Below are 21,714 nucleotides of genomic sequence, written 5' to 3'. Positions count from 1 at the left end.
GCTCAGACCAGCGGCGTGACCGTGTTCTCGACGCCCAGCAGGGCCTTGCCGTAGATCTCCTCGCCGACCGGCTGCAGCACGATCGCATGGCGCGCCGCGGTGTTCGAGTCGCGCCAGATGCGCTGCATCGGGCTCGCGTCGGCGAAGCTCCCGGCGCCGTGCGCGGTCATCAGCATGTTGATCGCATCGCTCGCGTACTGTGCGACGTAGCCGGTGTCGGCCCGCACGCGCGCCCGGGTCTTGTAGTCGAGGTACTGGCCGCGCAGCGCCGCGGCATCGATGTCGTCGGCCGCGCGGAATGCATGGAGGTGAGCGGTGTCGATCTTTAACGCGGCCTTCGCAATCTGTACCTGGAACGCGGTCGAGTCGGTCTGCTTCTTGAACGAGGTGTAGGCGATCGCGCGCTGCGGCGCCTTCTCGATCACGTGGCTCAGCGCCGCACGCGACATGCCGAGCTGCGCCCCGACCAGCACCAGCGCGGCGACCGGAATGAAGGCGGCGTGATAGGTCGCCTCGTCCGCGAAAGGCGTGGGGTAGTCGCCTTCGACCGCCTTCATCAGCGGCAGCAGGCGATGGTCGGGCACGAACACCTCCTTGGCGACCACGCAGTTGGAGCCCGTGCCCTTCATGCCCGCGGTGAACCAGGTGTCCTCGATGCTCAGCTCGCTCATCGGCATCAATGCCAGGTACTGGTTGATCGTCGCACCGTTCCTGTCCTGCTCGAGCACGCCGAGCATGGCCCAGTCGGCATGCAGGCAGCCCGAGGACCAGAACCATTTGCCGGAGGCCACCAGACCCCCTTCCACGCGCTGGACCTGCGTCGATGGCGAGAAGACGCCGGCGACTCTCGCATTCTTGGCGCCGAAGACGTCGTCCTGGGCCCGTTGGTCGAACAAGCCGGTGAACCAGGCGCAGACATTGGTCAACGCCAGCACCCAGGCCGACGAGCCGCAGGCTTCGGCGACCGCCGCGGTCACTTCGAGATGCGTTCGGATCGAACCCTGGAAGCCGTCGTAGCGCTTCGGCACCATGGTGCGGAAGAGCCCGGCTTCTGCCATCGCCGCGATGTTCTCCTCGACGACCCTCCGGTCCTTCTCGGTCTGCACCGCATTCCTGGTGAGCAATGCATTCAAGGCCTTCGCACGTGTAACGAGCGTCGATCGGGTGGCCGCCTCGGCTTCGTTGCACCGGGCCTCCGGGTCGGGGGTCAGTCGGGTCATGGGAGATCTCCTAGAGTGGATGAACATGTCATACTGACATTGGTGTTAAATCTATTTCGATGCCCTCGACAGACCAACGGGACAATCCCCACGTCAGAACATCAATTCATCAGACTGACAATTCATCATTGGAGGCATCCATGGCGACAAAGGAGAGCGCTTCGCGAGGCGCTTTCGCGCGGCCCGACCATCGCGTGGAGGTGGCGGCGAAGAAGCGGGCGTTGACGAGGGCGCGTCTGCTCGAAGCGACGATGAAGGTCTTTGCCGAGGCCCACGGGCGCATCCCGGTCATCGAGGACGTGGTGCGCGAGGCCGGCGTCTCGCGCGGCACGTTCTACCTGCACTTCCTGTCACTCGACGAAGTCTTGCATGCCATCTCCCTGGCGCAGAGCGATCGGATGACGACGGACATCCTGCCGCTCTACGACGTGCTGAAGGAGCCCTGGCAGCGCTTCGCTGTAGGCTTCCGACTGTTCTTCAAGCGCGCCGCTCAAGACCCTGTATGGGCCTCTTTCATCACGCGCTCGAGCACGGCGTCGAACAACAAGCTGCTGGTGCGCGACTACATGCAGGAGGACCTGCGGCGAGGACGCGAGAACGGGCAGTTCTCGTTCGCCGACCTCAACGTGGCCGTCGACTTCATGATGGGCGCTTCGGTGAGCGGCATCGGCGCGCTGGGTCTGGGCGTGGCCGATCCGGAGGCCTACATGGACGCGTGCGTCCGGATGGGCTTGACCGGCCTGGGCTGCTCCAGTCGCCACTGCGAGCGCGGCGTCAGGTTCTCGCGAGAGTATCTGGACGGATGGACGAGCGGGCAGAGGCGGCACCTTGTTTGAGGGCTCGAACTGAAGCTGTTCTGTGGCAATCGACGGTCAGGATGTTGATGGCGAAGTGCTCGCTTTCCTGGAAAGCTGAACGACTGCGCGAGGTCAACGACTGGCTCCAAAGGACGAGCGGCGGGTCTACCGAGTCGCCGATGGCCGGTCAGCGGATGTAGATCATGGTCGCGCCGCTGACCGCCGCGCGCTCGCCTTTTGTCGCCTTGACGAAGCAGGTCGCATCTGATGCGGGTAAACGCCTAGCATGCCCGCGGCTTTGGATGGTTGTCAAAGCAACCAAATGACACTCTGATTTGATCTCACTTCAACAACATCCGAGAAGGATTTCAGATGCCTGCCGAGTTCTCGTATTACTGCAAAACCTCTATAGAGTCGGAGTCTCTCTGATGGTCGAGCTCTATCATTTCTGGAGTTCCGTGTGCTCGGTCAAGGTCCGCATGGCCTTGGAGGAAAAGGGTGTGCCGTGGACCAGCCGCTACGTCGATCTATTCAAGTTCGATCAGATGCGGCCCGAATATCTCGCCATCAATCCCGATGGCGTCGTCCCGACATTGGTTCATGACGGACAGCCTGTCCTGGAATCCTCCATCATTTGCGAGTACATCGACGCTGCCTTCGAAGGCCCGGCGCTCATTCCGCAAGCACCGCTGGCGGCAGCGCGGATGCGGCAATTTGTGCGCGCCTGCGACGCGGGTCTCGACCCCGTCGCGAAGCTTACGATGGTGAAGTACATCCTTCCCAAGCTGCGCAATCGATGGAGCGAAGAGGAGTTGCAGAAGCAGGCTGCGTTGCGCCCCACGAAATTTCTGAAGGACCTGCACACGCGCGCGGTTCGCGGAGAAATTCCGCACGAGGAACTGGCGCAGGCCTCCGACGAGATTGCCGCGCTGCTCGATCGCCTCGAGGCCACCCTGGATCCCGGGCCCTGGATCGTGGGAGAGGAATTCTCACTGGCCGAGCTGGCCATCGCCCCTTACATGTTCCGCTTGAATGCCTTGGGAGCCAATCAGTTCTGGTCGGCCAGTAAACGGCCGCGAGTCAATGATTGGTACACCCGCCTCGCCGCACGCCCGGCCTTTCAAGCTGCCGTCTCCTGGCCCGACGAGTCGGGGGGAGGGTACGAAGAGGTCGGACTGAATGTGCAACGCGCCGCCCAAAGCTCGGGCAAGGGATGAGTCACTTCGACTTCGACCTGTTCGTTGTCGGCGGCGGCAGCAGTGGCGCGCGCTCCGTTCGTGCTGGAAACATCGGACATGGTGGCCAGCATTCCGGGGCGGCTGGCGCGGCGGATGATGCGAAAGGCGCAGGTCGAGCCGTTTGACCTTCCCTGGGATCTGCCCACTTTTGACGTGAAAATGCTGTGGCATCCGCGCACGGATCATCAGACAGGCCATCTCTGCCGAGACGTTCATTCTTGGGCGCCGCGGCATTCGGCGTGGCGACACAACTCAATGGCGGGGCGGCCTTCGCTCAATCCGAAACTTCCCCCAAGGCATTCCCCTTGAAGCAACTGCAGGCGGTCAAGAGCATCGACGCCGGCGTGCTACGTGTCGAGTACGCCGAACTCGGGCCGACAAACGGAGCGCCGGTGATCCTGTTGCACGGGTGGCCGTATGACATCCATACGTATGTAGACGTCGCTCCGATGCTGGCCGCGGCTGGCCATCGGGTGATCGTTCCACATCTGCGGGGACACGGTGGCACTCGGTTCATTTCGGACAAGACGCCTCGCAACGGCCAGCAAAGCGCCATCGCCCTCGACATCGTCAATCTGATGGATGCGCTGGGAATCGAGAAGGCCACGGTCGCGGGCTGCGACTGGGGGGCGCGCACGGCGTGCATCATGGCGGCACTGTGGCCGCAGCGCGTCGATGCGCTGGTCTCCGTCAGCGGTTATCTGATTGGTAGCCAGCAGATAGGCAAGATGCCTCTGCTGCCCCAAGCTGAACAGCAATGGTGGTACCAGTACTACTTCGCCACCGAACGGGGTCGTTTGGGCTATGAGAAGAACCGCAAAGAGTTCGCCCGGCTGATCTGGCAGACAGCGTCGCCGAAATGGGCCTTTGACCTCGCCACCTTTGAACGCAGTGCGGCTGCCCTTGACAATCCGGATCACGTGGCCATCGTGATCCACAACTATCGCTGGAGGCTTGGCCTAGCGGAAGGCGAAGCGAAGTACGACGATTTTGAGTCGCTCCTGGCCCAGGCTCCGGTCATCCGTGTACCGACGATCTCGCTCGAAGGGGACGCCAACGGCGCCCCGCACCCCGAGCCCAGCAGCTACGCCAAGAAGTTCTTAGGACCCTACGTCCACCGGCTTATCGGCGGTGGCGTCGGGCACAACCTGCCTCAGGAGGCACCCGATGCCCTCGCAGCCGCCGTCGTGGATGTGACTCGGCTGTGAGCTTGATGTTCGGACGCTTGGGGTGGGCTTCTTCTTAGGCGCGAATCTCTGCGGTGTGGTCTCCAACCGCGTTCAGGAGGGTGGCGCGGTCGGCGCGCCCATTCGTGAGGCCTGCCGTTTGACGTGCGGCGCGATAGGATCGGCCCATGAAATTCAGCGAGTTGGCCACTGGCGACCGCTTTCGATTCTTCCGGCGCGGGCTCTTGCTCACGAAGGACTCTTCGAGCACCTATTCCTCGGGCCCTGGCCACTCCGCGAAGGCGGCGCCGAGCGCCGACGTGCTTCCCGGGCTCGACGATGGACCGAACCCGATGCGGCCCAGCCTGCCGATCCCTTTGGCGCGCGCAATCGGGTCGACTTCCAGCAGGGGTACGTCCGGATGGATGGTTCACGATGGAGCAACTCGAAGTCGTGCTGGCCACCATGAAGGGGAAGCGCTGAAAGTGCCTGTGTGAGCTGGTCTGGCAGTCTTTGCAGCCTTGGCGCATCGCGGAGTTGCGACTTGGCAGGTTCCAGCGCCTGGCGGCCCGATCGGGTTGGCTGGCCCTAGGCTTGCCATCGCCCCGTGGAGCTGTTGGCTGAGAGACGGCCTGGCCGTCGCACGGCGCGAGCGGGTCCGCACAGGAGGCGGCCGCGGGGTATTTGCGAGGAGGAGAAGGACGAAGGGATGTGCGCACGGCGCCCTGAGCGCGCTGCTGGTTTCGGTGGACCCGGGGATCGACGCCCAAGCTGAATGCGTCCGGCGCACCGTGGGTTGCCTGTTGAGCCATATCGATAGATCGAAGTCCATTAGGCCGCGTTATGGGCCCCTAACCGAGCTCGCGAGGTCGCGTGGCTGGGACGGTCGGAAAGCTGAAGCTTGAGGCTAGGCATCGGGGCAGGGGAGCGGCCGATCCGGCGCGATCAGCCCCGAAAGGCTCTTCCAGACTGTCTGCTGTCATCCGAATTTGGCCGCCGAATGGCTGCGGTCGCGGAAACCTGACGTTGGCCCTTTTCTTGGCGAATGGCCGGTCCACCTTGGAACTTGACCTCGCCGGCGGCGAATCGCGGGCGGTATCAGGCGAGCAGGACGAAATCCCTGGTGCCGCGCCGTAGGGAACTGAAAAGATCGACGCGGCAAATGACTGAAACGATGCGCACGCATAGCCGGCCATCTGAAAAATCTACTGAAGATTTCGGCGCATCCCTCAGCAGAAGTCCGCGGTGGTGCCCATAGACTCCGGCAAATGATCGACACGCTCTCCGCCGTCACGCGCGAACGGCTGCGGCGCTTCATGCGCATCTTGCGCGTGGCCGCGGTCATCGGTGCGGGCGTCGGGGTGGTCTACGGTGTCGCGATGGCCGGGCCGGGCGCTCGCGCGCTACTTGGCTCCCTGTTGATCTCCATACCGATTGGCGTCATCGACGCGCTACTCACGGCTGCATGGATCGCCAGCATCGAGCTTTTCCTGCTGCGTCATGTTTCGATGCGATGGCTCGACGCGCTGCCCTTCGCCGCGGTGTTTGTCCTGAAGACGTTTGTCTACGGCGCAATCGCAGGATTGGTCCTAATCGGACAGCCGGGGGAGCGGTTGTTGGGCGTTGTCAACGTCTACAACGCGCGCACCGGCCTGATCGCGGTTTTCCTCTCGCTCGTGCCCGTCGCCGTCATCGTCATGATGTTTCAGGCCGCGGGCCTCGTCGGGTACCGCACGTTCACGGCCCTTCTGCTCGGAAAGTATCGCCGGCCCTTCGTCGAGCGACGCTTCTTCCTCTTTGCCGACGTGGTGGGCTCGACTGCGATCGCCGAGCGCCTCGGCCCACTTGAGGCGCATCGCTTTCTCGCCGCGGTGTTTTCGGCAGTGGCCGAACCGATTGAGCTGTGCAGAGGCGAGATCTACCAGTACGTCGGTGACGAGATCGTCATCACCTGGGTCGAGGCCGAGGGCGTTGCGGACGCGCGGGCGTTGCGCTGCTTCTTCGCCATGCGCGCGGCGCTTGCCGCGGACGCAAACCGGTTTGTCCAACGCTTTGGCGTGTCACCGGAACTGCGTGCGGCCTTGCATCTGGGCGAGGTCATTGCCGGCGAGGTCGGCCAGGTGCGTCGTGCAATCGTCTTCCATGGCGACGTCATGAACACGACCGGCCGCCTCGAGCAGGCGACCCGCGAAGTCGGATGCTTCTTCATTGCATCGGCAGACGCGCTCGCCTCCGTTGATCCACCGCCTGGGATCCGTGCCCACGATCTTGGCTCGCTGGCGCTGCGCGGACGCGTCGAGTCCATTCATGCTTTCTGTGTCGACCACGATGAGAGGATGAGTCGTTCAGCAATAGGCACGACTGACCTTCGCCAAGGGTACTGAACCCGACGCAACCCGAGCCGTGCTGACATACTTGCATCGAGGTGACCACATGAACATCCAGGCCCTGGCTTTCGACACCGGCGGCACCGTGCTCGACTGGCACGCCGGGATCGTGAACGCGTTCCATCGTGTCGGCACCCGCCATGGCATCTCTGCAGACTGGCACGCGCCGGCCAACGACTGGCGGCGGCGCACCCTGCAGGGGATCGTTGGCCAGGTGCGACCTGACTTCCACATGGACGACGTGCATCGGCGCGTTCTCGATCTCACGCTGACGCAATTCGGCCTCGATCGCTTCACCGCCGCGGACCGCGACGAGCTCTGGCGCGCCTGGCACGAACTCGACGCCTGGCGCGACTTTCCGGCCTCGCTCGCCGCGTTGAAGGCAGCACTGACAGTGGTTTCGTTCACCATGCTGCCTGTTTCCCTGGTTATTGATGTCTCGCGGCGCAACCGCATCGCTTGGGACGCCATCATTTCCTGCGAAATGATCGGCATGTACAAGCCGCACACGGAGGCCTATCGCACGGCGGCACGTTGGATGAACCTTGAGCCCGCGCAGATCCTGATGGTGGCTTGCCACAATTTCGATCTGAACGCTGCCCATCAGGCCGGCATGCGGACAGCCTTCGTGCGCCGCCCCGATGAATGGGGCCCTGACGGGCCGCCCGACCCGTTGCCGAACATGAAGTATGACTTCATCGTCGATGGTTTCGACGAACTGCGTCGAGCCGTGCTCGAGCCTTCGAAAGATCCACGAGGTTGAAAAAACGTATGGCGCTCTCTGCTTGAGGCACCTGCAATTCGCTGTTCAGCAGGTTGGGCCCGATTCGTGAGCACGACCCGGGCGTCCCGGATCAGTCTGCGTCATCACTCGTCGGCGCGTTGCGCTTGTGCGTGGCCTGTGTGTGTTGGCGAACAAACTCCCTTTGGCAGTCGTTGCAGACTCGCTTCCCATCCCGGAGCACACCATGCATCGACGATCCAGCGCTTTGACCATCATCTGCGCTGTCGCGCTGCTGCTCTGCTGCTCCGGTTCCAGCGCGCAGAATCAGCCGCTTGGCAGTTCAGCAGACGAGGAAGCCATCCGAAACGTCGTTGTGGCGATGACGGACGGATTCAATGCGCATGACTCCAAGGCCGCGACAAGGATGTACACCGCCGACGCAGACCTTGTCACAGTGCGAGGCGAGCGGTTCAAGGGTACTGTGGAGTTCGAGAAGGGACTGGGGGCTATCCTGACCACTCGGGCGCGGGAAGCCAAACACAGAACCCTCAACGTCTCCGTACGGTTTATCCGGCCTGACGTTGCGCTGGTCCACGTCACGAACGAATTGAGTGGGCTCCTTGCGCCAGATGGACAGCGGCTTCCTCCGCAACAGGAACTGAGCATCCGAGTGCTTGTCAAGGAGGGCCAGGATTGGCATGTTGCGGCGTTTCACAACACGCTCGTGCAGCCGTTTGGAAGCTCGCCTCCGAAGTAGCAGGGACGGGCGCCCGCTGGATGGGCAGCGACGCGATCAGGGCCCGGCAGCCTGCAAGCATGCCGCGACAGATCTCATCGGATGCTCAAGGCCCCAGCCGACCAAATGCAGCCAGTGCCTGCTGCGCGACGATCTCCCCGCTCTCCTGTACGAAGTGTCCCGCATCGCTCAGTTCCATCGGCGGCGGGCAATTCCGGATATTCCGGCGCAACTGCGCCATGGCGGCAGGGCCCAGCACCGGATCTCGCATGCCGACGGCCATGAAGGTCTCTCCATCCCACTGAGTGGACCACCATTGCCTTGCCTCTCGCGAAAGTGCCGCGCCGTCGGCATCCGGGTGATCGGGCACGAGGTTTGGAAAGCGGCGAACTCCGGCCTTGTATCGCACATCCGGGAATGGTGCCGCGTACGCCTGCGCCTCCTCCGCCGACAGCTCAGGCACAGAACGACGCATCAGCGCCGCGACATCCATGTCCGGCCTGCTGTTCGAAAACGCCCGCCAGTCGATGAAGCCCTGGCCGAGCGGCACGTCGCCCGTGCCGAGCGCCGTATTCATGACGATCAGGCGCGTGAAGACGCCTGGGAATTCGAGCGGCAGTGTCAGGCCCAACAGGCCGCCCCAGTCCTGCACCACCAACGTCACGTTGCCCAAGCGGAGGTGACGAATCAGTGCGACAAGCGACGCGCGATGCCGTGAAAAGGAATAGAAGCTCTCGTCCTCTGGCTTGTCGGAGCGGCCAAAGCCGAACAGGTCAGGCGCGATCACTCGCTGTTCGGCCGCTGTAAACACCGGAAGCATCTTTCGATAGAGGTAACTCCACGTCGGCTGCCCGTGCAGGCACAACACGGTCGAGGCGGCGTCTCGTGGGCCCTCGTCCACGTAGTGAAGCCGCAAGCCTTCGAACTCTGGGAGGTTCGCCGCGTAATTCGGTTCAAACGGGAAGCCCTGCAGGGCCGCGAAGCGTTCATCGGGCGTACGGAGCACGCCCGGCAATACTTGGCTGTCTGATGAATTCTTCATGGATCCGGAACCTTCCTGGGTCATTGGCGGTAAGGTCAAGAGTCGGCTCGTTCAAGGCTGCACCGCCGAACTGTAAGCCGTGCGGCCGATTTGTCCGCGGAAAGGACAGCAAATGACTCAGGCGGTGGATTTGGTTGACAGCATCGATCCCGATCGCATTTTCAGGGAACTCGCGATTCAGTACCGGGCTGCTGCCCGATGACGGGGCCTTGTTGGGCGAGGATCTTTGGGGCTACGCGATGGCTGTGGTTACCCTTTGCACCAAGCTTGCCTATGCACACGCTGACGCCAGGCGCGAACGGGATCATAGGGAAGCCGCCGACGCGGCGCTATGTCGCAACCAGCCCCCTGATCGCGTTGGCGCGCGCGCCGTACGTGATCCGGCCGGCGGCATCGGCGCTCAGCCGGGCGCGCAGGCGTTCCTGCAGGAGCTGACGATCGTTTTCCGGCATCGCCGCCAGGCTGGCGGCCAGGCGCGGCCCGGTCCGCGCGATCTGCCAGAACGAATCGAAGTCGGCGAACGTTCGCTCGACGCTTATCTGTCGCGTCTCGATCTGGGTCAGCCCCGCACGCGCCCAGAGCGCGCGCTTCGTCTCCATGCGGGCCGCCTCGACGCTCGGCGGCCAGGGAGGAACCGTCGCGAGCTTTGCCATTTCCTCCTGCAACGCTGCGTACGGAAAGGCGCCGCCGAGGATGTCCCAGGAGTACGCCGAGACGCTGCCGCCGGGCCGGACGACGCGCGCCATCTCGGCAACCGACTTCGCCGGATCGGAAACGAAGAAGATGACCAGCGCCATCACGGCGGCGTCGAAGCTCGCGTCGGCGTAGGGGAGGGCCATCGCGTCGCCGACGTCAAACTGAGCTGAGCCGCGGCCCGGTCGCTCGCGCGCATACGCGATCTGCTCCTTCGACGGGTCGATGCCTTGAACCGCAGCCGGCGCACAGCGCTCGACAAGCATCTGGGTGAACGCGCCGTTGCCGCAACCGACGTCCAGCCAGCGCCATCCGGGCGGAGGATCGAGCCAGCGCAGGAACGAGTCGCCGACGAGTTGGCTCCACTGGCCCATGAAGCCTTCGTAGGCGGCGCCATCGTTGAAGTGGATCGGTTCGGATTGCATCTTCTTTCCCTTTCCGTGCTGATATTGCCTGCGCCGCCGGATGAGGCATACCATGGGCTCTCATTATCGCCAAGGCAAGTGCCATGACCAGGGACCCAGCCGTGCCCGGGAATGCGAACGCGAGCGGGCCTTCGATCAATCGTCGGCTTGCCGCAATTCTTGCGGCGGACATCGCCGGCTATAGCCGCTTGATGGGGGAAGACGAAGGCGCGACCGTTGCCGCGCTCAAAGGCCATCAGGCAGTCGTGCTGCCCCTGGTGAGTCGTTACGGTGGCCAGGTCATAGACACGGCCGGTGACGGCATCCTGGCTGATTTTCCAAGCGTGATCAACGCCACCGAGTGCGCAGTTGAAATCCAGACCGTGATGGCGACGCGCAACGAGAGCGTCACGCCACGCCGTCGCATGCTTTTTCGAATCGGCATCAACCTCGGCGACGTGATTCACGACGAATCGCGGATATACGGCGACGGGGTCAATGTGGCGGCACGGCTCGAGGGCATCGCAGAGCCAGGCGGCATCTGCATCTCGCGCCACGTGTACGAGCAGGTGAACCACACCCTCAAGGCGAACTTCGAGTCCTGGGGGCCGCGTACCTTGAAGAACATCGCTCAGCGGGTGGATGTCTTCGCCATCGCACCCGCTCGGCACGGTAACGCACCCGGTGTGACCGCTCCCGATGCTGCCGTCCTCGACCAGGAGATTCACTTCTGCACCGCGCGCGACGGGATTCAGTTGGCTTATTCGACGATCGGTCAGGGGCCGGTGCTGCTGAAGACGGGCAACTGGATGACCCACTTGGAATACGACCTCAAGAGCCCGATCTGGGGCCATCTCTTCCGCGAATTGGCAAAAGACCACTTGTTCGCTCGATACGATGCGCGCGGCAACGGGCTGTCGGACCGCGTTGTCGACGAGATTTCGTTCGACGCTTACGTCAGTGACCTGGAGGCAGTGGTCGAGGCGCTCGGGATTGAGCGCTTCGCTCTGTTGGGCATCTCCCAGGGGTGCGCGGTTGCGATCGCCTATGCGGTCCGGCATCCCGAACGCGTGTCGCATCTGATTCTCTACGGAGGCTTCGCAAAAGGTGCGAAGCATCGCATTCGCACAGCGGCTCAAATCGAAGAGGATGCCGCGCTGCTGACACTGATGCGGGTCGGGTGGGGGAAGGACAACCCGGCCTTTCGTCAGCTTTTCACCTCCCAGTTCGTCCCCGATGCGACCAAGGAACAGGCCGACTGGTTCAATGAGTTGCAGCGTATCACCGTGTCGGCGGACACGGCTGCACGCATGTTTGAAACCGCAGGCGAAATCGATGTCAGCGCTCTGCTGGCGCAGGTCCGAGTGCCGACACTGGTCATGCACGCACGAGACGACGCTCGCGTTCCATTCGAAGCCGGCCGTCGCATGGCAGCAGGCATCTCCGGAGCGCGCTTCGTCGCGCTGGATGGGCGCAATCACCTGTTCTTCGAGACCGAGCCGGCATCCCGGCAGTTCCTCGAACAGACGAGGTCATTCCTCGGGAGCCAGCTTCCCGGTGTCGATTGACATCAATCGACGGTGATGTTGCTTGCTTTCACCACCTGAGCCCAGGCGCGTGCATCTTCCACGAGGAACTGTTGGAACGCCGCCGATGTACCGCCGACCGGCACCAGGCCATGGTCGGTCAGCGTCGCGCGAAAATCCTCATCCTCGACGATGCGCTGTGAGTGCTCGACGATCGTGGCTACGACCTTGCCGGGTGTGCCCTTGGGCGCGAAGATGCCCTGCCAAGATTCGCCGACGAATCCAGGAAATGTCTCGGCGATTGCCGACACGTCCTTCAAGACCTCGAGCCGCGACGTGCTCGACACCCCGAGTGCACGAATCTTTCCACCCCTCACATTTGCTATCGCCGTGGTGCTGGGCTCGAATGCCACCGCGATGCGCTGTTCGATGACATCGGGGAGGTAGGACTCCTTGTAAGGCACGTGCGTCATCGTGATGCCGGCAGAATTTAGCAACCGAGCCATGATCACATGCGTCGAGGTGCCGATGCCAGAGCTGGCATAGTTCATCGCCCCGGGCCGGGCCCTGCCTTCGCGGACCAGATCGTCGAGACTATGAATCGACGACTCGGCGGAGACGACGAGTACGAAAGGCACCGACAGAATGCGCGTGATGGGCACGAAATCCTCGGCTCGGTACGGCAGGCTGCGATAGATGAACGGGTTGATCGAAAACGTGTTGTTGACAGTCCAAAAAAGCGTATATCCATCAGCCGGCGCCGCGGCCACCGCCTGAGCGGCAATGATCGTGCCCGCGCCCGGGCGGTTTTCAACTACGACGGCCTGGCCCGTCGACTTGGCGAATCGTTCGCCCCATAGCCGCGCGACCACATCCGGCGAGAAGCCGGCGGGGAAAGGTACGACCAAGCGCACGGGACGAGAAGGATATGGCGTCTGTCCCCGCGCACCCGACGCGGCGAAGGCGCATCCGGCTGCGACGACCGCGCGCCGTGACACCACCCCATTGGGGTGGAGCACAGACTTGTCAACACTGATTGACGTCGCGTTGGTCACGAGAGTAGTGTGATGTGGCGTGTGGCGCGTGTCCAATCAAACCGATACGCTGGTGCTGGCAACGAAGGCGACGCCGCTGAGGTCGGACGAGTTATCCCCAAGCTCGGGTCATTAACTCGTCGACTGCATCCGTGATCTGCTGCCCGTGCTCTGCAAGAGAAGCGACCAAGGCGCCCAACTGGCTGGTCGCCACGGAGACGATTTGCAATGGATTAAGGATGACTTCGACACCGTCGACCGTGAAGATGGGATTCATCCGAGATCCAGAAATGGATCCGCCAGGTGCGTGTTGGCGTAGCACAAGCGGAACCACTACCCGCCGCCGGTACGCGTCGAATCGCGCGGACTGGATGATCACAACAAAAGGGATGCTGTCTTTCTGATTTCCCTGGTTGCGGTGGACGTCGAACTGCGACATTCGCGTTCAGAGCGTCGAATGCTCGTCCGCGAAAGAACCAAAGCGAGCATCGAAGTCGTTCCAGGCCTGTGCGCTTGCCGCGGCCCAGTCACGCTCAGGCCGGCCTTTGTCGGCGCTCGCACGCGCCTCTTGGAGGTCTCTCATGTCCTGCGGCGAGATCATGTAGGCGGCGGGGCGACCATGCCGAGTGATGATGATGGGCTCGCGTTGTGCGTTGTCCAAGAGCTGTCCGAATTTGTTCTGCGCTTCGACGGAAGTGACGGTGATCATGGATTTGCTTCAAGGTAGCTAACATGGACAGTTTAGCGCGCCGCACCAGCCCGTCCAGTCCCTGCTTTGGACGGCATGGCTGTGCAAGCACACGGCATAAGTATTTTACATAACTATCATTGTATGCGCTAAACTATTGATTCATAACGACATTTTCCGTCCAAGAACGCTGGGCCAAAGTCTTTTCCGAGCCCGGAATTCAGAGCTATGGGGACGTTCCAAGCAGGCGATCGGCCTGACCGTCGCGCACGCGCGCATGGGCACAGCCCTACTCGACGCGCAAGGTGCGCAGGCTCAGGCTCTGCGAAGCAGCCACGCGAGCACCGCGATCCCGGCGAGAACGGCAGCAAGGGTCAGTACGAGGTCAGGCACGTCGAATCCGCTTGATGCGACGGCGGGTTTGTCATGCGGCGCAACCTTGGCCGAAGGCGCCCGCGGCGATTCGGCGAAAGGCGTGAAGACGGCGCCGCCCGGCTCCGCGGATTCATCGCGCTGCCGCGGCTTCGGCACGCTTTCGATCTCCGCCGAAGGAGATGAAGGCCGCGCCGGCGTCCACGCCTGCGGCTGTGCCGGCCCGCTCGATTGGGTTTCGGCGGGCACCTCGAGCGTGTTGAAGTCCAACTCCGCGCCAGGCGCACACGTCGACGCGAACACCATCAGCAAGGCCAGGCCGGCACGGACAGGGCAACGCGCTCGATGCATGGATGGGATCGCCTGCCGGCCAAAGCCGCTCATTCTGGAAAGCGCATATGACAGATCCGTGACCCCGCTCGAGGAGCGACCGCATGACAATGCGGCCGATGGACGAAATCATAGGGCTCTTTCCGTCACCGTTCATGCGCGTGCCGCGAGCGCTCGGCCCCGCGCTCGTGAGCGGACTGGTCGAGCATTTTGCATCGCTGGCCTCGCAGGACAACAATTCGTCCCCGAACCTCTCGCACACCGCGATGCTGCAGCCGGGCGACAGTCCGCTGCTGGTCGAATGCGCGGGCCTAATCACGCCGAAGTTGGTCGATTTCGGCGCGCTGCTGTTCGGGGAACGAATCGGATGGTCGGTCAAGGAGATGTGGGTCAACGTGCTCGACACCGGTGGAAGGCAGGCGATGCACAACCATGCCAACAGCTTCGTCTCCGGCGTGCTGTACCTGACCCCCACGCACCCGGACGCGCGAACCGTGTTCATGAAGTCGCCGGGCGGTCACGACTTCGCCTTTCGCAACGATCACGCGCAGACGGCCCCTGGACCCTACAGCGCCGACAAGTGGATCAGTCCCGCGCCGGACCCGGGCGACATGGTGCTGTTTCCCAGCTACCTGATGCACGCGGTGCCGCCGAACCCCGGGGAGCGGCGGGTCACGATGTCGTTCAACGCCATCCCTGCCCGGCTGGACTCCTGGGGCTACAAGATCAGCTTCGGCGGCTGAACGATGCGCCACCGTCTCGCCTGTGCGCTGATGCTCGGCTCCGGCTTCGCCGGGCTCGGCTATCAGATCATCTGGACCCAGCAGAGCGCGCTGTGGCTGGGCCATGAATCGGCCGCCGTGCTGGCCGTGGTCGCTGCCTTCTTCGGCGGGCTCGCGCTGGGCTCGCTGGGTGTCGGGCCACGCGTGGTTCGCAGCGCCCGGCCCGAGCGCTGGTACGCGATGTGCGAAGTGTTGATTGCCCTGTGGAGCGTGGCGCTGGCGCTGCTGCTGGCACCGGTCAGCCAACTCCTGCTCGATGCAACCGGAGCGCAGCCCTCTCCCCTTTGGCAGTGGACCGTGGCCTTCTTCGGGACTTTCATCGTGCTGCTGCCGGCCACGGCCGCCATGGGGGCAACGCTGCCGGCCATGGAGCGCGTGATGGCGCGGCTGGGCCACGAAAGACAGGGCATCGCGGCCCTCTATGCCTGCAACACCTTCGGCGCGGTCATCGGTGTGCTCGTCGCCGCGTTCTGGCTGGTGCCGCAGTTCGGACTCGCACACACCGCGGTAGTGTGCGCCGTGCTCAACCTGGGTTGCGCCATGGCGGCCTTCATGCTGCCGTCGGCAGGCGCGGCTGGCGTGCAACCGGCCGCCCGAACGGCCAAGCCGTCGGCACTGGCGATCCTCGCCGCCACAGGCCTGCTGGGCATCGGCTACGAGGTGGTCGTCGTTCGCGTGCTGAGCCAGGTGACGCAGGACACGGTCTACACCTTCGCCCTGCTGCTCGCGGTGTACCTGGCAGGTACGGCGATGGGGGCCGCCGTCTGGCATCGCCTGGGCGCCCGTGCGAGCACCGCCGATCCCGTGAAGACCCGCCAGCGGCTGTTCCTGCTTCAGGCGACCACCTGCTTCGTCGGCACATCGAGCCTGTGGGCTGCGGACGTGCTCCGGCAGGCCGTCGCCGATGGGCTGGGTCCCGGCATGGCCTCGGCACTGGCTTCGGAGGCAGTGCCTGCCGTGATGGCGTTCCTGCTGCCGACGCTGGTCATGGGCGCCTTGTTCGCGCACCTGTGCGCGCAGGCCCAAGCCGACGGCCATGCCTTCGGGCGTGCGCTGGGAGCCAACACCCTGGGTGCTGCCGTCGCGCCCCTGCTCTTCGGCGTGCTCCTGCTTCCGGCGCTGGGGCCGAAGCCGGTGCTGCTGCTGGTGGCTGCCGGCTATCTCGTGCTGTCCCGACCCAGTGCCATGCCGAGGCCCCTGTTCTGGGCGCCCGTGGCCGCACTGCTCGCGCTCGCGGTCTTGGCCCCGCCACTGGCCTTCGTCGATGTGCCTGAAGGCGGGCACATCGTCAGCTACCGCGATGGTGCAATGGCCGCGGTGAGCGTGGTGGAGGATGGCACCGGCGTGGCGCGACTGCGCATCGACAACCGGCAGCAGGAAGGCAGCAGCGCCTCCCTGCCTGCCGATGCGCGACAGGCGCTGATCCCGCTGATGCTGCACCCGGCGCCGCGGCGCGCGTTGTTCCTGGGCCTCGGTACCGGCGTGACCGCGATGTCGGCTGCGCAGGACCGCTCCGTGCAGGTCGACGCAGTGGAACTGCTGCCGGAGGTCATCGAGGCGTCCGCCTTCTTTACCCGGCCGCTGGCAGGCAGTGGACCCAATCCGCGGCTGCACGTGATGGTCGCCGATGCGCGTCGCTATGTGCGCACCACCGACCAACGCTACGACCTCATCGTCGCGGACAACTACCACCCGGCTCGCAGCGGCACGGGCTCGCTCTACACGGTCGAGCACTTTCGCGCGATCCGCGACCGGCTGGCCGCCGGAGGCGTCTTCTGCCAGTGGCTGCCGCTGCATCAACTCGACATCGAGACCTTGCGCAGCATCGTGCAATCCTTCGTGACAGTGAACCCGCACGCCCTGGCCGTGCTCGCGACCTTCAGCCTGGAAACGCCGGTGCTCGGCCTGGTGACACGCTTGGACGACCACCCGCTCGACGTGGCCCGGATGAGCGAGCGGCTGGCCGGCCAGCCCGAACTCTTTCAGCGACGCGACTTCGGCGTGGCGGATGCATTCGGCCTGCTCGGCAACTTCGTCGCCGGGCCGGCCGCGCTGGCCCGCTTCGCAGAGGGCGCGCCGGCCAATACCGATGACCATCCGGTGGTCGGCTACCGGGCGCCACGGATCACCTATGCGCCCGATTCGCTGCCACGCGACAGGCTGCTCGCGCTGCTGCACGAATTCGAGATCTCACCGTCCGAACTGTTGGGCGGCGGCGGCGGCGACGCGGGCCTGTCGCGGCGGCTGGCGGCCTACTGGCTCGCACGCGATCGCTTCCTCGAGGCCGGGCAGGCGGTGCGCCCGGTCCCGGACGTGCAGCGCATGCTCGCGCAGGTCCGGGAGCCGCTGCTGGCGGTCCTGCGCATCAGCCCGGACTTCCGCCCGGCCTACGACCCGCTCCTCCGCATGGCGGGGGTCCTCGCGCGCAGCGATCCGCGTGCAGCCCGCTCGCTGCTGGAGGATCTGGAGCGCGTCCAGCCCGCACGCCCCGAAGCGGTGCTGGCGCTCAGGCAGCTCGCCGGGCCGGCGCCCTGAGCGGGCGCACGACCGTTCGTCGGCTTGTCTCGAAGGCTGCCCGAGAGCGGGCGCCCGGCGCCGTTCTGTCACGGTCCGGTCATCGCAATTCACTACTTTCTACTGCTCCGGCAACGTGAAGCACATCACGCGGCTGGTTCTTCCCCTCCCCTCCACCTGACGGAGCTACACCGATGAATTCCGTGTTCACGAAGAACCAGTTCGCCCTCGCCGCGGTCGCGGCGGCCGGCGCCGCGGGCCTGCTCGCCATGCCCGCGCCCGCCAGTGCGGGCGACAAGAAGTCCGGCACCTATGTGACCGGCGACTTCCACAACCACACCACGTGTTCCGACGGCTCGATCTCGATGCAGAAGCTCGTCAAGAAGGCCACCGACACGGTGGACACGCCATGGGGCCTGGACTGGTTCGTGCAAGCCGGCCACGGCGGCAACGGCAATCGCAACTGCACGCTCGCCGAGGACGACAGCCTCGGCACCCCGGCCTACCCTTACACCGGCGCAGGCCCCACGACGACGTGGACCGACAGCATCGGCGCGGCCAACCTCAAGGGCCTGAGAGGCGGTGTCGGCGGCGACGGCAACATGTGGCGCTGGCAGTCGATCCAGGAGTACCAGTACCCGCTGCTCGAATACCTCGCCCGCTTGCGCGACCAGCCGCTGTTCATCGGCGTCGAGTCGGTTTCCGCGGGCCACGAGCACGTGTCCACGTCGGTCATCACCGGCCAGATGCCCAAGTCCATCGACCGCGGGCGCCTGCCCACGAAGCCGGGCTACACGGCACTGGGCAACGCCACGGCGCTCGCACAGTGGGAGTACTGCTTCGACCGCAACGACGCAGACACGAGCCGCGGCAACACAGTCGTCGGCGGCACGATCGGCAACAACTGGAACTGCTCGGTCAGCGGCAGCCTGAACGCCGCCGACCCGAGCTGGAACCCAACAGCGCAGAAGCTGATGCCCGCCGGCGGAACGGGCACTGGAACGCGCGGGCACATGAAGACGGTCGAAGCCATGAAGTGGATGGCGGAGCACCACCCGAACGGCTCCTACTACGTGCCCTCGCACCTGGAGCGGGCCGGCCCCTTCAATCCAGACGGCAACAACGGCTTCAACATCGAGCACTTGCGCGACTTCAACAACGCGGCGCCCAAGTCGGCCTTCGGCTTCGAGACGCAGCCCGGCCACGGCGCATCGTCCGACCGCGGCGAATACTTCCCCAAGCGCAACAACATCGGCGGCGTCCTGGTCGACTCGGTCGGCGGCACCACCTACGGCGGCACCGGCGTCTATGGCGCGCAGGTGGGCGGCGTGTGGGACGCCCTGCTCGGCGAAGGACGCAACTTCTGGTTCTTCGCGAGCTCCGACTGGCACAACCGCGGCATCTTCGGCCCCGATGACCGTCGCTCGACGCAGGACTTCTTTCCCGGCGAGTACCAGCGCGACTTCGTGATGGTGCGCGACAACGGCGGTGGACGCGGCTACGACGACGACCGGCGCGGCCGCGACAAGCCGCATGGCAGCGACGAGCTGACGCCTCAATCGATCGTCGACGGCCTGCGCAGCGGCAACAGCTTCACGACCAGCGGCCAGCTCATCGACCGCCTGGCCTTCGTCGCCTGTGCGTCCTACCCGCGCGGCCGGTCCACGCCGGTGCTCGATGCGGTCGGCAATGCGGTGGTCGAAGCGCTGGCTGTGGCGGCCGCCGTGCAGAACACCGACGTCGACCACGACGAGTGCGCCACCATGGGCGAGAAGCTCGTGGTGCGTCCCGGTGCGGAGATCATCGTCTCGGTGGTGGTGCGCGATCCTTCCGGCACCAACTACTCGCCCTACGCGTTCCCCAATCCGTCGCTGGCGCAGATCGGCATCAAGCAGCCGCTGAACAAGCCGGTGCTCGACCACATCGACGTGATCCGGGGGATGGTCAGCGGCTACAGGAACCCGAACGATCCGCTCCAGTACGCCGGCGAATGGCCGCGCGACTGGCTCACCAACCCGAGCCTCGCGAACGTGCCGACGGCGGCAAAGAATCCGACGGCCGCGGTCATCAAGACCTTCAACAGCGCGAGCTGGAAATCCGCCGGCGGCGACTTCCGCCGGATGACCTTCCGCCTGCCCGGCACCGTCTCCGCGTCGCAGTACCTGCGCCTGCGCGGGACCAACCTGCCGCCGAGCGTGCCGCACGAGACCGACGCCAACGGCAACCCGCTGCCTGATCTGGTGACCAACGCGAGCAACGTCGCCAACCTGGCCATCCCGTGCAATGACGCCGCCTGTCCCGACCATCTTGCGGTGAACAACGGACAGAAGTACGTCAGCTACGACGTGGCCGCCTGGTCGGACCTCTGGTTCTACAGCAACCCGATCTACATCGAGGTCAAGGGCTCGACGCTGGTGGCCGGTGTCAAGTAGGGAGCCGCCGAAGCGCATGGCAAGGACGCCCGGCTGGTTGCGCGAACCGCTGCTGCACTTCGTGCTGCTCGGCGGGCTGCTCTTCGCAGCGGACCACTACCTCGTCTCGCGCGAGGACGACCCGCGCACGATCGTGGTCGGCGCCGATGTCGACGCGGAAGCCCGCAGGCTGTTCTTCGCGTCGCGCGGTCGCCAGCCCAACGCCGATGAACTGAACACGCTGCGCGAGCGCTGGGTCGACAACGAGGTGCTCTATCGCGAGGGCCTCGCGTTGCGGGTCGACCAGGGCGACCCGGCGATCCGCGAGCGCGTGATCTTCAAGGCGCTGAGCGTCGTCGATGCCGGCGTCAAGCTGCCGCCGGTTGACGAGAAGGTGCTGCGCGAGTGGTTCGAGCGCAAGCGTACGAAGTACGACGAGCCCGCGCGCTACGACTTCCAGGAGGCGGTGGTGTCGCCGGACACGACCGAGGCCGCGTTGCGCGAGTTCGTCGATGCCCTGAACGCAGGCACGCCAGGTGACGCGAAAGCGGGATTGCGCGTCTTCAAGGGCCGCCCGCGCGCCAACCTCGCGCAGAGCTACGGCGCCGATTTCGTGACGGCACTCGATGCCGCCCCGCAAGGCCAGTGGATCGCGCAACCGACGAAGGACGGGTTGCGCGCGATCCGGCTCGACGGCGTCGCGCCTTCGAAGCCGGCCGACTTCGACGCGCTGCACGGCGTGGTGCTGCAGGACTGGACCGACGCGACCCTCGCCGACCAGCGCACGGCGGCCGTGCGCGCGCTCGGCCGCAAGTACACGGTCCGCTTCGAAAGCGCAGCCCAGTGAACGGCTGGTTGCGCCGATGCATGCTGGCGGCGCTGGCGCTGATGGCCGTCGCAGCGGTCCATGCGCACGAGATGAGCATGGCCGAGATGGAATTGCGCGAAGTCTCGCGTGGCGAGTTCATCTGGCAATGGGGCGCGAGCGACAAGCGCCCGGCCAGCGAGGACCTCACGCCCGTCTGGCCCGACGGCTGCCGCGACGTCGAATCGAACGCAGTGCATTGTGGCGAGAACGGCATGACGGGCACCCTGTCGGTCGACGGCGTCGGCAAGCGCTACTCGGCCGCGCTGGTGAAGCTCACCTGGCTCGACGGGCAGACCCGCGTGTACACGCTGACGGCCTCCCAGCCGACGGTGCACCTCTTCGGATCGGCCGACGACAAGCGCGGCCTGGCGGAGATCGCATCCGCCTACACCGTCCTCGGCATCGAGCACATCCTGACGGGCTGGGACCACCTGATGTTCGTGGTGGGCCTGCTGTTCCTCGTGAGCTTCAACCGCCGGCTGCTGCTGACCATCACCGCCTTCACCGCCGCGCACAGCCTCACGCTGGCGTGCAGCGCACTGGGCCTGTTGACGTTGCGTCCGCCGCCGGTGGAAGCCACGATCGCGTTGTCGATCATGCTGGTTGCGGGGGAAGCCCTGCGCGACCGGCAAACGCTCGCGCGCAGATGGCCCGCGCTGGTGGCTTTTCTCTTCGGCCTGGTGCATGGGCTCGGCTTTGCGGGCGCATTGAAGGAAATAGGCCTGCCCGACAACTACCTCTGGGCGGCCCTCCTCACCTTCAACGTCGGCGTTGAGATCGGG

General features: G+C 64.9%; 19 protein-coding genes. 12 read left to right on the top strand and 7 right to left on the bottom strand.

The window, feature by feature from the left end; translation table 11 throughout:
* Positions 1-2 precede the first annotated feature (2 nt).
* Positions 3-1,220, bottom strand: a complete 1,218-nt coding sequence (locus ACSFBL_RS34180; protein ID WP_435520263.1) for an acyl-CoA dehydrogenase family protein — start codon at positions 1,218-1,220, stop codon at positions 3-5.
* A 140-nt stretch (positions 1,221-1,360) separates the two neighbouring features.
* Between ACSFBL_RS34180 and ACSFBL_RS34175 the strand changes: the two genes are divergently transcribed.
* From ACSFBL_RS34175 to ACSFBL_RS34150, 6 genes are all read left to right on the top strand, one after another.
* Positions 1,361-2,056, top strand: a complete 696-nt coding sequence (locus ACSFBL_RS34175) for a TetR/AcrR family transcriptional regulator (RefSeq protein ID WP_435520262.1) — start codon at positions 1,361-1,363, stop codon at positions 2,054-2,056.
* Positions 2,057-2,445: 389 nt separating this feature from the next.
* On the top strand, positions 2,446-3,234 hold the full coding sequence (locus tag ACSFBL_RS34170) for a glutathione S-transferase family protein (protein ID WP_435520261.1): 789 nt from the start codon (positions 2,446-2,448) through the stop codon (positions 3,232-3,234).
* Between the two features lie 185 nt (positions 3,235-3,419).
* Positions 3,420-4,463 carry an alpha/beta fold hydrolase gene (locus tag ACSFBL_RS34165; protein WP_435520260.1) on the top strand — a complete coding sequence of 348 codons (1,044 nt, stop codon included), beginning with the start codon at positions 3,420-3,422 and terminating at the stop codon, positions 4,461-4,463.
* 1,226 nt (positions 4,464-5,689) lie between these two features.
* Complete coding sequence (locus tag ACSFBL_RS34160) at positions 5,690-6,805, top strand: adenylate/guanylate cyclase domain-containing protein (RefSeq protein ID WP_435520259.1); 1,116 nt, start codon at positions 5,690-5,692, stop codon at positions 6,803-6,805.
* Between the two features lie 49 nt (positions 6,806-6,854).
* Positions 6,855-7,571, top strand: coding sequence for a haloacid dehalogenase type II (locus ACSFBL_RS34155; protein ID WP_435520258.1), 717 nt, complete (start codon positions 6,855-6,857; stop codon positions 7,569-7,571).
* Positions 7,572-7,776: 205 nt separating this feature from the next.
* Positions 7,777-8,289, top strand: coding sequence for an SgcJ/EcaC family oxidoreductase (locus ACSFBL_RS34150; RefSeq protein WP_435520257.1), 513 nt, complete (start codon positions 7,777-7,779; stop codon positions 8,287-8,289).
* An 85-nt stretch (positions 8,290-8,374) separates the two neighbouring features.
* On the opposite strand, the gene ACSFBL_RS34145 is transcribed toward ACSFBL_RS34150, so the two are convergent.
* Together ACSFBL_RS34145 and ACSFBL_RS34140 are read right to left on the bottom strand one after the other, a co-directional pair.
* A complete protein-coding gene (locus tag ACSFBL_RS34145; RefSeq protein ID WP_435520256.1) occupies positions 8,375-9,334 on the bottom strand; it encodes a haloalkane dehalogenase in 960 nt (319 codons plus the stop codon).
* 305 nt (positions 9,335-9,639) lie between these two features.
* A complete protein-coding gene (locus tag ACSFBL_RS34140; protein ID WP_435520255.1) occupies positions 9,640-10,377 on the bottom strand; it encodes a class I SAM-dependent methyltransferase in 738 nt (245 codons plus the stop codon).
* A gap of 134 nt (positions 10,378-10,511) precedes the next feature.
* On the opposite strand from ACSFBL_RS34140, the gene ACSFBL_RS34135 reads away from it, so the two are divergent.
* Positions 10,512-11,975 carry an alpha/beta fold hydrolase gene (locus tag ACSFBL_RS34135; RefSeq protein WP_435520254.1) on the top strand — a complete coding sequence of 488 codons (1,464 nt, stop codon included), beginning with the start codon at positions 10,512-10,514 and terminating at the stop codon, positions 11,973-11,975.
* 2 nt (positions 11,976-11,977) lie between these two features.
* On the opposite strand, the gene ACSFBL_RS34130 is transcribed toward ACSFBL_RS34135, so the two are convergent.
* The 4 genes from ACSFBL_RS34130 to ACSFBL_RS34115 all read right to left on the bottom strand — a co-directional run bounded on the left by ACSFBL_RS34130 (position 11,978) and on the right by ACSFBL_RS34115 (position 14,378).
* Complete coding sequence (locus ACSFBL_RS34130) at positions 11,978-12,988, bottom strand: Bug family tripartite tricarboxylate transporter substrate binding protein (RefSeq protein WP_435520253.1); 1,011 nt, start codon at positions 12,986-12,988, stop codon at positions 11,978-11,980.
* A gap of 91 nt (positions 12,989-13,079) precedes the next feature.
* Complete coding sequence (locus ACSFBL_RS34125) at positions 13,080-13,406, bottom strand: CcdB family protein (RefSeq protein WP_435520252.1); 327 nt, start codon at positions 13,404-13,406, stop codon at positions 13,080-13,082.
* A 6-nt stretch (positions 13,407-13,412) separates the two neighbouring features.
* Entirely contained in the window at positions 13,413-13,676 is a 264-nt protein-coding gene (locus ACSFBL_RS34120; protein ID WP_435520251.1) for a type II toxin-antitoxin system Phd/YefM family antitoxin, read from the bottom strand.
* A gap of 294 nt (positions 13,677-13,970) precedes the next feature.
* The gene (locus ACSFBL_RS34115) at positions 13,971-14,378 is read right to left on the bottom strand and encodes a hypothetical protein (protein ID WP_435520250.1); all 408 of its coding nucleotides are present in this window, start codon (positions 14,376-14,378) and stop codon (positions 13,971-13,973) included.
* 98 nt (positions 14,379-14,476) lie between these two features.
* Between ACSFBL_RS34115 and ACSFBL_RS34110 the strand changes: the two genes are divergently transcribed.
* The 5 genes from ACSFBL_RS34110 to ACSFBL_RS34090 form a co-directional block, all read left to right on the top strand.
* The gene (locus ACSFBL_RS34110; RefSeq protein WP_435520249.1) at positions 14,477-15,100 is read left to right on the top strand and encodes a putative 2OG-Fe(II) oxygenase; all 624 of its coding nucleotides are present in this window, start codon (positions 14,477-14,479) and stop codon (positions 15,098-15,100) included.
* A gap of 3 nt (positions 15,101-15,103) precedes the next feature.
* Positions 15,104-17,674: a spermidine synthase gene (locus ACSFBL_RS34105; protein ID WP_435520248.1), complete on the top strand. Its 2,571-nt coding sequence runs from the start codon at positions 15,104-15,106 to the stop codon at positions 17,672-17,674.
* A 173-nt stretch (positions 17,675-17,847) separates the two neighbouring features.
* Positions 17,848-20,085: a PHP domain-containing protein gene (locus tag ACSFBL_RS34100; RefSeq protein ID WP_435520247.1), complete on the top strand. Its 2,238-nt coding sequence runs from the start codon at positions 17,848-17,850 to the stop codon at positions 20,083-20,085.
* Positions 20,086-20,101: 16 nt separating this feature from the next.
* Complete coding sequence (locus ACSFBL_RS34095; protein ID WP_435520246.1) at positions 20,102-20,911, top strand: peptidyl-prolyl cis-trans isomerase; 810 nt, start codon at positions 20,102-20,104, stop codon at positions 20,909-20,911.
* On the top strand, positions 20,908-21,714 hold an 807-nt coding region (locus tag ACSFBL_RS34090), incomplete at its 3' end, for a HupE/UreJ family protein (protein ID WP_435520245.1). The genes ACSFBL_RS34095 and ACSFBL_RS34090, both read left to right, overlap by 4 nt.

Source organism: Variovorax glacialis (assembly GCF_051216375.1).
GTDB lineage: Bacteria > Pseudomonadota > Gammaproteobacteria > Burkholderiales > Burkholderiaceae_C > Variovorax.
The sequence above is the reverse complement of the archived record's forward strand: the minus strand, read 5'-3'. Positions and strand labels throughout refer to the sequence as shown.

Bases quoted from the DNA above. Each gene is read 5' to 3' on its own strand.
- ACSFBL_RS34140 (WP_435520255.1), bottom strand. From the start codon at position 10,377: ATGGGCCAGTGGAGCCAACTCGTCGGCGACTCGTTCCTGCGCTGGCTC.
- ACSFBL_RS34110 (WP_435520249.1), top strand. From the start codon at position 14,477: ATGGACGAAATCATAGGGCTCTTTCCGTCACCGTTCATGCGCGTGCCG.
- ACSFBL_RS34145 (WP_435520256.1), bottom strand. From the start codon at position 9,334: ATGACCCAGGAAGGTTCCGGATCCATGAAGAATTCATCAGACAGCCAA.
- ACSFBL_RS34105 (WP_435520248.1), top strand. From the start codon at position 15,104: ATGCGCCACCGTCTCGCCTGTGCGCTGATGCTCGGCTCCGGCTTCGCC.
- ACSFBL_RS34100 (WP_435520247.1), top strand. From the start codon at position 17,848: ATGAATTCCGTGTTCACGAAGAACCAGTTCGCCCTCGCCGCGGTCGCG.
- ACSFBL_RS34095 (WP_435520246.1), top strand. From the start codon at position 20,102: ATGGCAAGGACGCCCGGCTGGTTGCGCGAACCGCTGCTGCACTTCGTG.
- ACSFBL_RS34170 (WP_435520261.1), top strand. From the start codon at position 2,446: ATGGTCGAGCTCTATCATTTCTGGAGTTCCGTGTGCTCGGTCAAGGTC.
- ACSFBL_RS34175 (WP_435520262.1), top strand. From the start codon at position 1,361: ATGGCGACAAAGGAGAGCGCTTCGCGAGGCGCTTTCGCGCGGCCCGAC.
- ACSFBL_RS34115 (WP_435520250.1), bottom strand. From the start codon at position 14,378: ATGCATCGAGCGCGTTGCCCTGTCCGTGCCGGCCTGGCCTTGCTGATG.
- ACSFBL_RS34160 (WP_435520259.1), top strand. From the start codon at position 5,690: ATGATCGACACGCTCTCCGCCGTCACGCGCGAACGGCTGCGGCGCTTC.
- ACSFBL_RS34135 (WP_435520254.1), top strand. From the start codon at position 10,512: ATGACCAGGGACCCAGCCGTGCCCGGGAATGCGAACGCGAGCGGGCCT.
- ACSFBL_RS34120 (WP_435520251.1), bottom strand. From the start codon at position 13,676: ATGATCACCGTCACTTCCGTCGAAGCGCAGAACAAATTCGGACAGCTC.
- ACSFBL_RS34150 (WP_435520257.1), top strand. From the start codon at position 7,777: ATGCATCGACGATCCAGCGCTTTGACCATCATCTGCGCTGTCGCGCTG.
- ACSFBL_RS34180 (WP_435520263.1), bottom strand. From the start codon at position 1,220: ATGACCCGACTGACCCCCGACCCGGAGGCCCGGTGCAACGAAGCCGAG.
- ACSFBL_RS34125 (WP_435520252.1), bottom strand. From the start codon at position 13,406: ATGTCGCAGTTCGACGTCCACCGCAACCAGGGAAATCAGAAAGACAGC.
- ACSFBL_RS34155 (WP_435520258.1), top strand. From the start codon at position 6,855: ATGAACATCCAGGCCCTGGCTTTCGACACCGGCGGCACCGTGCTCGAC.